Here is a 14,212-nt window from a genome sequence, read left to right on the forward strand (position 1 = left end):
GAAGTGGAGCGGAGCCGGGGGGCTCGGGTGGGTGTGGATCGGCCGGTAGGCAAGGGCCCGGATGTGCGGAAAGTCGTGCGGGCGCGATAGAAGACCCGGGGCGAGGAACCCGCACCACGGGACAGAACCAAGTAACCGGTCCCAAACACGACACCACTCACCACCCACCCGAGGACCAACTTCGGCCACTTTCACGGCCCCTTGGAAGAACTGGTGGGGTGCGTCTTGCAATCCCCGGTTACCCACGCGTCAATGGAAGCCGCTCTTCCGACGGACCGTCAGATTCCGCCGCGCAGCGTGCCGCACCCCGCTCGCGGTGGTTGGTTCGCGCGCACGCGTCTCCCCGCATCCTCACCAGGCCGGCCCCACCTCACACCGGCCCGGTGGCGAGTCCGCGTGCCCGGACCGCGGCGGTCCACAGCTCCGTCCCCACATGGCAGTTCCCGTATCAGGGAAGGAACATGATTCAGATGAGACGCAAGCGTTTCGGGGTCAGCGCCGCACTGGTGGCCGGGTCGGTCGCCGTCGCCGGGCTCGCCTTCGCGCCCAGCGCCGCGGCCGTCACGCCGCAGAGCGCGACGATCACCGCCAACTGCGGCCTGTACGGTGGCGGCTCCGCCACCCTCACGGCCACCCAAACCGGCACCTCCGCCACCGTCACCGTCAGCTCCAGCGCGATCACCGCGCCCCTCGCGCTCAGCGAGGACTCCATCCAGTCCACCCTCACTTTCGTGAAGGCGAGCGGCGGCACAACCGTGTTCAGCGGCAAGGAGAACCCGGCGATGGCCGCCGGGGACGGAGTCACCGTCGGGCCGCTCACCGGCACCGTCGCCGCCGGGGACAGCCTGGAAGCGTACGGCGGCTCCCTCAAGATGGTGATCTTCGGGATCACCGTGACGTGCACCGCCACGGGTAAGCAGTCGCCGGGGCCGTTCGTGTTCGAGTGAATCCCTCGGGTCAACCCCTCGCGTCAACCGTCGTGTTAACCCCTCGCGTGTGCAACGCGTGAAGGCCGGTGCCGTCCCTGGGTGGCCTCCAGGGCGGCACCGGTCGGCATTCCGGCCACGGCTCACCCCCAAGTGGCCTGCTGGAGAGCGACGTTGCCAGAACCTGATGGCCCATCAGTTTCAGTGCCACGCTTCCCTTGACTTCTCACACGACCCGCACATCAATGGCCCCCTGTCGGCGTGGCCGAGTCGCCGCGCCCACATCCCTCAAGGGGGTATCCATGGGATCGATCAGCCGAAGAGGTGTCGCACGAAGGGGCGTCGTACGAAGACGCCGCCTGGCCGCGCTCCTCGGTGCGACCGCGCTCGCCGTCACCACCGGAGGCGCGCTCGCCGCGCCCGCCGGTGCCGCGAGCGCCCAGTCCGCCGCCGTGGACTTCGCCACGCACTGCGTCCCACCGCCGATCGCGGGCATCCCGCCCATCGACGGCACCACCACCGCGCAGATCACGGTGGACAAGGCCACACCCAAGGTGGGCGACACCGTCACCGTGACGTACACGGTGGTCAAGCCCGCCGCCAACAACCCGACCCAGCTCCCCCTGCCGGCCGACATCATGACGCCCACCGGCAAGGTCACCCTGGGCGGGGCGCAGACGGGCGACATCACGGTCGCGGGGCCGAAGAAGAACGACCCGGTACCGGGCGGGGGCGCTTTCCCGTCCTTCTCCATGACCGGCACCTTCACGGTCACCTCGCCCGGCGCGATCACCCTCTCGCCCGGCGACTACAACATCCACACCAGCTACATCCTCGAACTGGACACCCCCTGCACGGTGACCAACCCGCCCGCGCCGGTCTCCGAGACGGTCACCGCCACGGACGGCAGCGAGACCAACACCCGTGCCATCTCGCTGGGTTCGGCCTCCGGCAGCCCGGGTGCCGGTGTCACCGTCACCGGCAGCAACTTCACGCCGGGGGCGACCGTCACCCTCGCCGGCCGGTCGGGCGCGGCCCAGACCGAGGACAAGGCCACCGCCACCGCGGACGGCCAGGGCGCCTTCAGCGGCACTCTGACCGTGAACGACAAGACGACGACGGGCGTCGTGGCGTACGAGGGCGGCAGTTGGAGCGACAGCAAGGGCGCCGGTCCGGCCGCGTACGTCGTGATCGACGACACCCCTGTCCCCGAGGGCAGCCAGAAGATCAAGGCCAAGGTCACCGCGGGCACGCTGTCCATGAGCCAGGCCGGTGACAACGTCGACCTCGGCTCCGTCGAGTTCGGTTCCGGCGGCACGGCCGACGGCGATCTGCAGACGGTCACCGTCGAGGACCACCGCGGCGGTACGGCCGGCTGGTCGCTGACCGGCAAGGTCACCGACTTCACCGGTCCGGGGGCGAGCATCCCCGCCTCCCAGCTGAGCTGGACCCCGGCGTGCGTCACCAAGGACGGCAGCTCCAGCACCTGCCAGGCCGGTTCGGCCGGTTCGGTGGGCAGCGAGGGCGCGACCCTGGCGTCCGCTCCCAACGGCACGCTCACCGGTGGTGAGTTCACCGTGGACGCCAAGCTCTCGCTGAAGGTCCCGGCGCCCACGCCGCCCGGCTCGTACGCGGGCGTCCTGACGCTCACCCTCACCTGACGGCCGTCATCCCACGTGGGCCGGGCGCGCACCCGCCCGCCCACCACATCACCGAGCAACGTCTGCGGGGGTCCGCACCCATGCGCAAGCCGTACGCCCTCCTCCTCACCGCTCTGTTGCTGCCCCTGGCGCTGCTGCTGTGGCCGGCCGGTCCCTCGTACGCCGCCGACAACGGCAGCTGGTCCGTGTTCCCCGTCTCCTCCGAGATCTCCCAGCGGCCGTACTTCTACGTCACCGCCGACCCCGGCACGACGATCAAGGACAAGATCGTCGTCGCCAACAAGACCGGCAAGCCGCTGACGTTCCGCCTCTACGCGGCCGACGCCTACAACACCGCCCGCGACGGCGGGTTCGCGGTCCGTACGGTGAAGGAGAAGCAGCGCGGAGTGGGTGCCTGGGCGAAGCCCGCGAAGTCCCGGGTGACCGTTCCGCCACGCCGCACCGTCACCGTGCCGTTCACCCTGCGCGTGCCCGAGCGGGCCGAACCGGGTGACCACCCGGGCGCGTTGGTGGCCCTCGACGAGCGGATCGACACCGATGACGGGTCGCTCGCGGTCGGGGTGCAGCGGGCCGTGGGCGCCCGCGTCTACCTGCGGGTGAACGGGCCGACGGTCCCCGCGCTCGCCGTCGAGAAGGTCCGCGTCCAGCACTCGCAGCCCCTCGTGCCCGGCATGGGTGACAGCACGGCGAGGATCTCGTACACCCTCCACAACACCGGCAACGTCACCCTCAATCCACGGGTCGAACTGAAGGCCCAGGGCCTCTTCGGCCGTACGCTCCTGTCCCGCGACCTGAAGGGCATCCCCTCGGAGCTGCTGCCGGGCCAGAGCGTGCGGCTCACCGAACCCTGGCGGGGTGCTCCGCAACTCGACTGGGGGGACGTCACGTTGACCGCGTCCGCGGAGGACGCGCGGGAGTCGGCCAGTGTGTCGTTCTTCGCGTTGCCTTGGTTGGTGGCTGCGGTGCTGGGGGTGGGGCTGGTGGTGGCGGTCGTGGTGTTCAGGGTTCGGCGGCGCCGGGCGTCGGGTCTTACTCCGTCAGGGGGCTGACCGGGTAGTTGGTCGGCTGCGAGTCCGTTGTGGCTGGTCGCGCAGTTCCCCGCGCCCCTAAAAGCCTCGGCCCCGGCCGGAGAAATCCAGCGCCGCCCCGCACCTCCAGCGCCGCCCCGCGCTCTCCGGCGACGCCCGCGCCGTCCGGCCCGGGTCGCGCTCTCCGGCGTCGCCCGCACCATCCGGCCCCGCGCCCCTATCGGGGCGCTGGCCGCCTTCAGAGCGCGTCCTCGCCCCGTTCGCCCGTGCGGACCCGTACGACCGTCTCGACGGGCATGATCCACACCTTGCCGTCGCCGATCTTGCCGGTCTGGGCGGCCTTGACGATGGCGTCGACGGCCGCGTCGGTGTCCGTGTCCCCGACGACGACCTCGATGCGCACCTTCGGGACGAGGTCGACGCGGTACTCGGCGCCGCGGTACACCTCGGTGTGGCCGCGCTGGCGGCCGTAACCGCTGGCCTCGGAGACGGTGAGACCGCGGATGCCGAGCTCCTGGAGGGCGGCCTTGACCTCGTCGAGGCGGTGGGGCTTGACGATGGCGGTGATGAGCTTCATGCCTGGTTGCTGACCTTCTGCGCGCTGGGGACGGACGATGCGGACGAGGTGACCGGGGCGCCGTGGCCCAGGACGCCGTGATCGTAGGCCGTTTCGGCGTGCACCGTAAGATCCAGGCCGGTCTGCTCCTGCTCCTCGCCCGCGCGGAAGCCCATGACCTTGTCGATCAGCTTGGCGATGCCGTACGTCACGGCGAAGGCGTACGTCCCCACGGCCGCGACCGCCACCAGCTGCTTGCCGAGCTGGGCGAGCCCGCCGCCGTACAGCAGGCCCTCGGCTCCGCCGGTCATGGACTCGGTGGCGAAGACGCCGATGAGGACCGTACCGATGACTCCGCCGACCAGGTGGACGCCGACGACGTCCAGCGAGTCGTCGTAGTTCAGCTTGAACTTCCAGCTCACGGCATACGAGCAGACGACGCCCGCGGCCAGTCCGACCACCAGGGCGCCCAGCAGGGACACCGAACCGCAGGACGGGGTGATCGCGACGAGGCCCGCGACCGCGCCGGACGCGGCGCCGAGCGTGGTCGGGTGGCCGTCGCGGCGCTGCTCCACGAAGAGCCAGCCGAGGAGGCCGGTGCAGCCGGCGGCGAGGGTGTTGAGGAAGGCGGCGGCCGCGAGACCGTTGGCGCCGAGGGCCGAGCCGGCGTTGAACCCGAACCAGCCGAACCAGAGCAGACCGGCCCCCAGCATCACCATGGGCAGGTTGTGCGGGCGCATCGCGTCCTTCTTGAAGCCCAGGCGCGGGCCGAGGACCAGGCAGAGGGCCAGGCCGGAGGCGCCGGACGTGATCTCGACGGGAAGGCCGCCGGCGAAGTCGAGCGCGCCCAGCCTGTCGAGGATCCAGCCGCCGGGTCCCCAGACCCAGTGGGCGACCGGAACGTATACGAGCAGCGCCCAGAGGGGCACGAAGACGAGCCACGCCCCGAACTTCGCCCGGTCCGCGACGGCGCCGCTGACCAGGGCCGCCGTGATGACGGCGAAGGTGAGCTGGAAGGTGGCGAAGAGGAGGGTGGGGACCGTGCCCTGGACGCTGTCCGGACCGAGGCCCGCCATGCCGGCGTGCTCCAGCCCGCCGACGAGCCCGCCCGCGATGTCGTCCCCGAAGGTCAGGGAGTAACCGGCGGCCAGCCACACCACCGTGACCAGGGCGATCGACACGAAGCTCATCATCAGCATGTTGAGGACGCTCTTCGTGCGGACCATGCCGCCGTAGAACAGGGCCAGGCCCGGAGTCATCAGCAGGACGAGGGCGGTGGCGGCGAGCAGCCAGGCGGTGTCGCCGGTGTCGATGCGGCCTTGTGCGAGTGCGGCGGCCAGGGTCACGGTGTCTCCCAAGGTGGCGGGGGCTCGTCAGAGAGTCACCGGTACGCGTTTCGCACCGCGAACAGATGTGTTTCCGCCAGGTTTCGTTGCGCACGGGTTTCCGAAAGCTCACGGTCAGGGGCGGGTGTGGACGACTGTGCGGTGGGGCTTCTTGGATCAGGGACAATGGGCGCCATGAGCCTTCGCACCCAGTCACCCGAGCCGTCGGAGTCCCAGGAGTCCGCGGGGTCCTCGGGGGCCGTCCACCGCGCGGGCTTCGCCTGTTTCGTGGGCCGCCCCAACGCGGGCAAGTCCACCCTCACGAACGCACTGGTCGGGCAGAAGGTGGCGATCACCTCGAACCGGCCGCAGACGACGCGGCACACGGTGCGGGGCATCGTGCACCGGCCGGACGCGCAGCTGATCCTGGTCGACACCCCAGGACTGCACAAGCCGCGCACGCTGCTGGGGGAGCGGCTCAACGACGTGGTCCGTACGACGTGGGCGGAGGTCGACGTGATCGGCTTCTGTCTGCCCGCGAACCAGAAGATCGGGCCGGGTGACCGCTTCATCGCGAAGGAACTGGCGGGGATCAGGAAGACCCCGAAGGTCGCGATCGTCACGAAGACCGACCTGGTGGACTCCAAGGCGCTGGCCGAGCAGCTGATCGCGATCGACCAGCTGGGCAAGGAGCTGGGCTTCGAGTGGGCGGAGATCGTCCCGGTGTCGGCGGTCGGTGACAAGCAGGTGAGCCTGCTGGCGGACCTCCTGATCCCCCTCCTCCCCGAGGGCCCGACCCTCTACCCCGAGGGCGACCTGACGGACGAGCCGGAGCAGGTCATGGTCGCCGAGCTGATCCGTGAGGCGGCCCTGGAGGGTGTACGGGACGAGCTCCCGCACTCCATCGCGGTGGTCGTGGAGGAGATGCTCCCCCGGGAGGACCGCCCGGCGGACAAGCCCCTCCTCGACATCCACGCCAACCTGTTCATCGAGCGGCCCAGCCAGAAGGGCATCATCATCGGCCCCAAGGGCAAGCGCCTGAAGGACGTCGGCATCAAGTCCCGCAAGCAGATCGAGGCGCTTCTGGGGACGCCCGTGTTCCTGGACCTCCATGTGAAGGTCGCGAAGGACTGGCAGCGGGATCCGAAGCAGTTGCGGCGGTTGGGGTTCTGAAGCGGCCTGGTCAGGCGCGAGAGCTGCTCACCGGCCGCCCGACACCGTCCAGGGGAGCGACCTCCTCGTCACGGCTGCTGCTTCGTGCGGGCGGCTGAGGCCTGCCAGGTGTCCGCCCCGGAGCTGGTGTGCCGCTGGGTCTCCTGAGGGCCGTGCCAGTCCAGGCACATGGCGGTGGCATCGTCTTCGAGCCGGCCGTCGGCGGCGTCCCGGACCGCGGACGTCAGCGCCAGCGCGGTCTCCCGTGGGTGCAGGTCCCGGGTGCGCTCCAGCAGGGCGGGCAGGTCGACCTTCTCCCCATGGCGTTCGAGCATGCCGTCGGTGATCATGAGCAGACGGTCACCGGGGCGCAGATCGAGGTCCTGAACGCGGTAGGGGTGGGGTGTGAACGTGGACAGCCCGAAGGGATGGTCCACCTCGCAGGTGATCACTTCCACAGCTCCCTCGCGCATGCGGAGTGGCCAGGGGTGACCGGCGTTGACGAGCTGGGCCTGCCCGGTGTGGAGATCGATGCGCAGCAGCTGCCCGGTGGCGTGACCGTGGCCGTGGTCGATCAGTGCCTGGTCGGCCCGGTGGGCCTGTTCGGCCAGGCCGGCTCCCGCGCGGCGGGCGCCGCGCAGGGCGCTCACCAGGATCGTGGCGGCCAGGGCGGCCTTGATGTCGTGGCCCATGGGGTCGGTCACCGACACCTGAAGCGTGTCGCGGTCCAGGGCGTAGTCGAACGTGTCGCCGCTGAGGTCTTCCGAGGGCTCCAGGTTCCCGGCCAGCGTGAACTGCGCGGCCTCGCACGACAGCGACGGGGGCAGTAGCTGGTACTGGATCTCTGCGGCCAAGGTGGGGGGTCTCGAGCGTTTGCCCCAGGTGTAGAGGTCGGTGAAGCGCCCGTTGGCGATCACGATGTAGGCCAGGGCGTGGGCCGCTTCCCCGACCTCGGCAAGGACGTCCTCGCCGGGGTCGTCCGGCAGGATCAGTTCCAGCAGCCCGATCGCGTCCCCCCGGTTGGTGACCGGCATGATCACCCGCTGTCCTTGGCCGGTCGCCTCCTGATACAGCCGCTGAGTACGGATGACCTCCTCGTAGACGCTGCCGAGCAGGGGGATCCGCTCCGCCTCCCGCCCACCCTCCACAGGGGCGGTCGACAGCCGCGCCACCGCCTTCCCCGTCAGGTCAACGATGAGGAACGAGACCTTCGCCGCCCTGAAACGCCGTCGCAGGTCCTCCGCGACCACGTCGACGGCGTCCACCGGCGCGGCCATCTCGGCTGCCGTCAGCAACCGGGGAAGTCCGCTCTGCCCACCACTCACGACGCAGTCCCTTCCACCAGCCCCGTCTACCAGCTTGGGAACCGCCGGGGTGGGCGTCAACCTGCGAACAGTCACGGTGAGTGAAGGCGGTCACGTCATGTGTTCGTGGAAATGAGTGAAGGAGATGAGTGGAAATGGGTGAATCGGGGCAGCCGGGTCAGTCTCGGTCACCCCCGGTCACCCTCAGTCAGCCGTCGGCTGCGCAGTCCGTCCCGCAGCCACCCGTACGACGCCTTGGGCGTCCGCTCCAACGTGTCGAAGTCGACGTGCACGAGGCCGAAGCGGCGCGCGTACCCCTCCGCCCACTCGAAGTTGTCGAGCAACGACCACACGAAGTAGCCGCGGACGTCCACGCCCGCCTCCATCGCGCGGTGCAGTGCCCGGATGTGGCCGTCGAGGTAGGTGATCCGCTGCTGGTCATCGATGCCCTCGTACGAGCAGCCGTTCTCGGTGATGACGATGGGCGGCAGCCGGTCGCCGTAGCGCTCGCGGAAGCCGGTGAGCAGCTCGGTCAGGCCCTCCGGGACCACCGGCCAGCCGAAGTCCGTCACCGGTACGTCCTCGATCTCCCTTACGGAGAAGGGGAGTTCGGCCGGGATCGTCAGCCCGCCGAACTCGATGTCCGCACCCTGGGGGGCGCCCACCCGGGTCGGCGCGTAGTAGTTGACGCCGTACCAGTCCAGTGGCTCCCCGATCACCTTGAGGTCGGCCGAGACGTCTCCCGGCATCAACTCGCCGATGCCCTCGGGGTACTCGCCCAGCAGGACGGGGTCGGAGAACAGCCGGTTCAGCAGCAGGTCGTAGAACTCCGCGGCCTCCAGGTCCGCCTGTTCCCGCGAGGCCGGCCAGGTCGGGCCGTGCGAGTTGGCGATGCCGATGTCGGTGGCTCCGGCCGCGCGCAGGGCCCGTACGCCCAGGCCGTGGGCCAGGAGCTGGTGGTGGGCGGCCGGAAGCGCGTCGAACATCAGCTGCTTGCCTGGGGCGTGGGCGCCGAGCGCGTGCCCGAACAGGGTGTGTTCGGCGGGTTCGTTGATGGTGATCCACTTCTTCACGCGGTCGCCGAGGCGGTCGGCGACGACGGTGACGTACTCCGCGAAGCGTTCGGCCGTGTCCCGCTTCAGCCAGTCGAGGGTCACCGGCAGGTCCCAGTGGAAGAGGGTCGGGGCCGGTCGGATGCCCGCCCCGCACAGTTCGTCCACGAGGCGGTCGTAGAAGTCCAGGCCGCCGGGGGTGTTCACGCGGGGCCAGGAGATCGAGAAGCGGTAGGCGTCCACGGCGAGGTCGGCGAGGAGGGCGACGTCCTCCGGGTAGCGGTGGTAGTGGTCGCAGGCCACGGCGGCGGTGGACCCGTCCTTGATCCGTCCGGGTTCGGCGCTGAAGGCGTCCCATACGGAGGGGTCGCGTTCGGTTGCCGCGCCTTCGATCTGGTGGGCGGAGGTGGAGACGCCCCAGAGGAAGTCGGACGGGAAGTGGGGGATCGGGTTGGTCGCGTTCGTCGCGTTGGTCGCCATGCGCGGATCATCCGTACCGGGGGTAAGGGAAGTCAACGCGTTCGGGTGAACTGGCGGTTGTGGCTGCTCGGCGGGGGCGAGGAAAAGGCCGGCTGGGCGACGGCTAGGCGCCCTCCTTCAGGACCCTTGAGATCAGCTTTCGTTGGTCCTCCGTGAGTCGGGGGTCCGAGCAATACACCGTCTTCTCGTTCACGGTGATCTGGTAGCTGAAACCGTCCGGCACCCCGATCGGCGGCGTGCCCCGACCGTCGGCGACCGCCTTCTCGGCCAGGGCATGCCAGTCCTGGGCGTCGGCCCGACCCGAGGTCTCCACCTCCGCGTGCCGCTCGATGCCCGCGAATCCACCCGTGCGCCTCACCTGAATACGCATGGATCCTGTCTAGTACGGAACTACAGCGTCCGCACCCCGACCTGCTCCCACGCCTTCAGCACGGCCTGCAGTTCCTCCCCCTCACCGAAGCGGGCCCGCGCCGCGGACACCGTCAGCGTGGCGAAGTCGGCGAAGAGGGCCTTCGACGACAGCTCGCCGCCCGTCAGCACGTCGTACCAGACCTGCCCGGCCCGCTCCCAGGCGTGCCCGCCGAGCGCGGTGGCGGCCAGGTAGAACGCGTGGTTCGGGATGCCGGAATTGATGTGGACGCCACCGTTGTCACGCCCCGTGCGCACGTAGTCGTCCATCGTCGCGGGCTGCGGGTCCTTGCCGAGGACGTCGTCGTCGTACGCCGTGCCCGGAGCCTTCATCGAGCGCAGGGCCGTGCCGGTGACGCGCGGGGCGAGCAGACCCGCGCCGATCAGCCAGTCGGCCTCGGCGGCGGTCTGACCCAGCGTGTACTGCTTGATCAGCGAGCCGAAGACGTCCGACATGGACTCGTTGAGCGCGCCCGGCTGGCCGAAGTACGTGAGGTTCGCCGTGTACTGGGTGACGCCGTGCGCGAGCTCGTGGCCGATGACGTCGACCGGGAGGGTGAAGTCGAGGAAGATCTCCCCGTCACCGTCGCCGAAGACCATCTGCTCGCCGTTCCAAAAGGCGTTGTTGTAGTCGCGGTCGTAGTGCACGGTCGCGTCGAGCGGCAGCCCGTTGGCGTCGATCGAGTCGCGCTCGTAGGCCTTGAGGAACAGCTCGAAGGTCGCGCCCAGACCCGCGTACGCGCGGTTGACGGTGGCGTCCTGGCCGGGCTCGTCGCCCTCGCCGCGCACCTTGACGCCGGGCAGGTCGGTGCCGTGCCGGGCGTCGCAGATCGTGCGGTGCGGCTTCCCGGCCTCCGCCCCGAGGGGCGCGGCGACGGCCGGCGCGCCGATGACCGTGGTCAGGCGGCGGTGGGTCCGCTCCAGGGCGTCGCGCTCCAGGGTCCGGCGTGCGGGATCGGCGAGCGCGGGGTCCTCGTGCTGGGCCAGCTTGTCGAGGACATGCGGTGGTACGACGGTGCAGAAGACGGGCTCGTGGCCCCCGTTGGTCGTCATGCCCGGAACCCTTGCACTGAGTCATGGCGCTGTCACTACCCGCAACCATGATTGGTGAAATGTGATGACAAGGCCGCTGCTTCTCGGTGATGAGGGGGTGTCGGAGTGGTATGGAGCACCTTTTGTCCCGTTGCTCCCCCTGGTCCCGCATACTGATACGGCCACTCGCACGGAGTGAGGTTCGGCTATGCTGCGCGACATCATGCGTTTCGGGCTGCTCCTCCTTAGCTGCCGCGGCGAGGGCCTGTAAGTCGAGGCCGACCCCCTCCCCGCGGAGTTTGGCGTTGCGCCGTCGGCCGTCCACTCGGACATCCTGAGGAGCCCACGCATCATGGCGAACCGCCAGCAGCCCACCTCCATGCCGGTCGACAAGTACCGCCCGTACGACCAGGTCGACATCGCCGACCGGACGTGGCCGAACAACCGGATCACCCAGGCCCCGCGCTGGCTCTCCACCGACCTGCGCGACGGCAACCAGGCCCTGATCGACCCCATGTCGCCCGCCCGCAAGCGCGAGATGTTCGACCTGCTGGTGAAGATGGGCTACAAGGAGATCGAGGTCGGCTTCCCCGCCTCCGGCCAGACCGACTTCGACTTCGTACGCTCGATCATCGAGGAGCCGGGCGCCATCCCGGACGACGTCACCATCTCCGTACTGACCCAGGCCCGTGAGGACCTGATCGAGCGGACGGTCGAGTCGCTGAAGGGCGCCAAGCGCGCCACCGTGCACCTGTACAACGCCACCGCGCCCGTCTTCCGCCGGGTCGTCTTCCGCGGTTCCAAGGACGACATCAAGCAGATCGCCGTCGACGGCACGCGGCTGGTCATGGAGTACGCGGAGAAGCTGCTGGGCCCGGAGACGGAGTTCGGCTACCAGTACAGCCCCGAGATCTTCACCGACACCGAGCTGGACTTCGCGCTGGAGGTCTGCGAGGCGGTCATGGACGTCTGGCAGCCCGGCCCGGGCCGCGAGATCATCCTCAACCTGCCGGCGACCGTCGAGCGCTCCACCCCCTCCACCCACGCCGACCGCTTCGAGTGGATGGGCCGCAACCTGACCCGTCGCGAGCACGTGGTCCTCTCCATCCACCCGCACAACGACCGCGGTACGGCCGTCGCGGCCGCCGAGCTGGCCCTGATGGCCGGCGCCGACCGCGTCGAGGGCTGCCTGTTCGGCCAGGGCGAGCGCACCGGCAACGTCGACCTGGTCACCCTGGGGATGAACCTCTTCTCGCAGGGCGTCGACCCGCAGATCGACTTCTCCGACATCGACGAGATCCGTCGCACGTGGGAGTACTGCAACCAGATGGAGGTCCACGCGCGCCACCCGTACGTGGGCGACCTGGTCTACACGTCCTTCTCCGGCTCCCACCAGGACGCCATCAAGAAGGGCTTCGACGCGATGGAGGCCGACGCGGCGGCCAAGGGCGTCACGGTCGACGACATCGAGTGGGCGGTCCCGTACCTGCCGATCGACCCGAAGGATGTCGGCCGCTCGTACGAGGCCGTCATCCGCGTCAACTCGCAGTCCGGCAAGGGCGGTATCGCGTACGTCCTGAAGAACGACCACAAGCTGGACCTGCCGCGCCGGATGCAGATCGAGTTCTCGAAGATCATCCAGGCGAAGACGGACGCCGAGGGCGGCGAGGTCACCCCGAAGGCCATCTGGGCGACCTTCCAGGACGAGTACCTGCCGAACCCGCAGAACCCCTGGGGCCGCGTCCAGGTACGCAACAACCAGTCGACCACCGACACCGACGGCGTGGACACCCTCACCGTCGAGGCCGAGGTCGACGGCACGGAGACCACCCTGGTCGGCACCGGCAACGGCCCGATCTCGGCGTTCTTCCACGCGCTGCAGGGCATCGGCGTCGACGCCCGGCTCCTGGACTACCAGGAGCACACGATGAGCGAGGGCGCCTCCTCGCTGGCCGCCTCGTACATCGAGGTCGCGATCGACGACAAGGTCCTGTGGGGCATCGGCATCGACGCCAACACGACCCGCGCCTCCCTGAAGGCGGTCGTCTCCGCGGTCAACCGCGCGACCCGCTGACGGTACGGTCGCTTCTCTCACCAGGGTTCCCCGCGTCCCGTAAGGGGCGCGGGGAGCTGCGCGATCAACCACAACGGACCCGCGGTTTCAGGACGGCGTGCGGCCCCGACTCCCAGGGGCGCGGGGAGCTGCGCGATCAACCACAATGGACCCGCGGTTTCAGGACGGCGTGCGGCCCCGACCTCCAGGGGCGCGGGGAGCTGCGCGATCAACCACAACGGACCCGCAGCTTCAAGACAGCGTGCGGCCCCGACCTCCAGGGGCGCGGGGAACTGCGCGAACAGCCACAACGGACCCGCAGCTTCAAGACAGCCTTCACCCCGGGGCCCCACGCCCCCCAGGACGCACTCCCAAGACAACGTTCACCCCAGATACGGCTCACCTCGCGGAGCACCCCGCTCACCTCGCGGAGCGCCCCGCTCACACACCGGAGCGAACCGGCCATTCGTTCGCCATATCACGAACGGGTCTCTACCGGAGGGCTGACTCCACCTCAACATTGTGGCTAACATCACGGGGCGCGGCGATGATGCCGCGGCGTTACGGAGGTGCGACGTGCAGCCAGACGGACGGGACGGCCGGGGTGCCCACGAGGCCCGCGCGCCGCACGTACCGGGCTCCCGTACGGCCGGTACGGCGAGCCGCACGATGGCCCGCCTGAACCGCCTCCTGGGCACACGCACCGCGTGGACACCGGTCGGCGACGGAGAGTTCTTCTGCCCCGGATGCGGAGGCGACCGCAACTACCAGCGCCTCACGGGCCGCCGCCGCCTCACCCTCGCGGGCGTCCCCCTCGTCCCGCGTGGCGAGACGGGCCCCGTCGTGGAGTGCGCGGCCTGCCGCCACCACTACGGCACCGAGGTCCTGGACCACCCCACCACCACCCGCTTCTCCGCGATGCTGCGGGACGCCGTCCACACCGTCGCGCTCGCCGTCCTGGCGGCCGGAGGCCCCTGCGCCCCCGCCGCCCTGTCGACCGCCGCGGGCGCGGTGCGCTCCGCCGGCTTCGACGACTGCACGGAGGACCAGCTCGGCGCCCTCGTCGAGGCACTGGCCGCCGACACGGGCCGTATCCTCGGCGAGCCCTGCGGTGGGGGCCTGGCCATAGAGCTCCACGAGGCCCTGGACCCCCTGGCCCCCCACCTCGCCCCACCCGGCCGCGAGACCATCCTGCTCCAGGGCGCCCGTATCGCCCTCGCCGACGGTCCGTACAC

The 14,212-nt window shown here is 70.1% G+C and carries 12 protein-coding genes; 6 read left to right on the forward strand and 6 right to left on the reverse strand.

Annotated features, from left to right (window positions below; all coding sequences use genetic code 11):
- Positions 1–470: 470 nt before the first annotated feature.
- From FNH08_RS26880 to FNH08_RS26890, 3 genes are all read left to right on the forward strand, one after another.
- On the forward strand, positions 471–947 hold the full coding sequence (locus FNH08_RS26880; protein WP_152774109.1) for a hypothetical protein: 477 nt from the start codon (positions 471–473) through the stop codon (positions 945–947).
- 281 nt (positions 948–1,228) lie between these two features.
- Complete coding sequence (locus FNH08_RS26885; RefSeq protein WP_194238625.1) at positions 1,229–2,587, forward strand: beta-xylosidase; 1,359 nt, start codon at positions 1,229–1,231, stop codon at positions 2,585–2,587.
- Between the two features lie 80 nt (positions 2,588–2,667).
- Positions 2,668–3,636: a WxL protein peptidoglycan domain-containing protein gene (locus FNH08_RS26890; RefSeq protein WP_152774110.1), complete on the forward strand. Its 969-nt coding sequence runs from the start codon at positions 2,668–2,670 to the stop codon at positions 3,634–3,636.
- Positions 3,637–3,853: 217 nt separating this feature from the next.
- On the opposite strand, the gene FNH08_RS26895 is transcribed toward FNH08_RS26890, so the two are convergent.
- Both FNH08_RS26895 and FNH08_RS26900 read right to left on the reverse strand, forming a co-directional pair.
- The gene (locus tag FNH08_RS26895) at positions 3,854–4,192 is read right to left on the reverse strand and encodes a P-II family nitrogen regulator (RefSeq protein WP_152774111.1); all 339 of its coding nucleotides are present in this window, start codon (positions 4,190–4,192) and stop codon (positions 3,854–3,856) included.
- Positions 4,189–5,517 carry an ammonium transporter gene (locus tag FNH08_RS26900; protein ID WP_322725464.1) on the reverse strand — a complete coding sequence of 443 codons (1,329 nt, stop codon included), beginning with the start codon at positions 5,515–5,517 and terminating at the stop codon, positions 4,189–4,191. Before FNH08_RS26900 ends, FNH08_RS26895 begins: the two co-directional genes overlap by 4 nt.
- Before the next feature lie 165 nt (positions 5,518–5,682).
- Between FNH08_RS26900 and era the strand changes: the two genes are divergently transcribed.
- Positions 5,683–6,669 carry a GTPase Era gene (era, locus tag FNH08_RS26905; protein WP_152774113.1) on the forward strand — a complete coding sequence of 329 codons (987 nt, stop codon included), beginning with the start codon at positions 5,683–5,685 and terminating at the stop codon, positions 6,667–6,669.
- A 68-nt stretch (positions 6,670–6,737) separates the two neighbouring features.
- Here the strand turns inward: era and FNH08_RS26910 are convergent, their stop codons facing one another.
- From FNH08_RS26910 to FNH08_RS26925, 4 genes are all read right to left on the reverse strand, one after another.
- A complete protein-coding gene (locus FNH08_RS26910; protein ID WP_152774119.1) occupies positions 6,738–7,925 on the reverse strand; it encodes a PP2C family protein-serine/threonine phosphatase in 1,188 nt (395 codons plus the stop codon).
- A gap of 215 nt (positions 7,926–8,140) precedes the next feature.
- Positions 8,141–9,484: a GH1 family beta-glucosidase gene (locus FNH08_RS26915; protein ID WP_152774114.1), complete on the reverse strand. Its 1,344-nt coding sequence runs from the start codon at positions 9,482–9,484 to the stop codon at positions 8,141–8,143.
- Between the two features lie 103 nt (positions 9,485–9,587).
- Entirely contained in the window at positions 9,588–9,854 is a 267-nt protein-coding gene (locus FNH08_RS26920; protein ID WP_152774115.1) for a protealysin inhibitor emfourin, read from the reverse strand.
- A gap of 20 nt (positions 9,855–9,874) precedes the next feature.
- Complete coding sequence (locus tag FNH08_RS26925; protein WP_152774116.1) at positions 9,875–10,945, reverse strand: M4 family metallopeptidase; 1,071 nt, start codon at positions 10,943–10,945, stop codon at positions 9,875–9,877.
- A gap of 331 nt (positions 10,946–11,276) precedes the next feature.
- Between FNH08_RS26925 and leuA the strand changes: the two genes are divergently transcribed.
- Both leuA and FNH08_RS26940 read left to right on the forward strand, forming a co-directional pair.
- Positions 11,277–12,998: a 2-isopropylmalate synthase gene (gene leuA, locus FNH08_RS26935; protein WP_152774117.1), complete on the forward strand. Its 1,722-nt coding sequence runs from the start codon at positions 11,277–11,279 to the stop codon at positions 12,996–12,998.
- Between the two features lie 648 nt (positions 12,999–13,646).
- Positions 13,647–14,212: TerB family tellurite resistance protein (locus FNH08_RS26940; RefSeq protein WP_152774120.1), on the forward strand; the 566-nt coding region annotated here is incomplete at its 3' end.

This window comes from Streptomyces spongiae (assembly GCF_009377185.1).
In the GTDB taxonomy this organism is placed as follows: Bacteria; Actinomycetota; Actinomycetes; order Streptomycetales; family Streptomycetaceae; genus Streptomyces; species Streptomyces spongiae.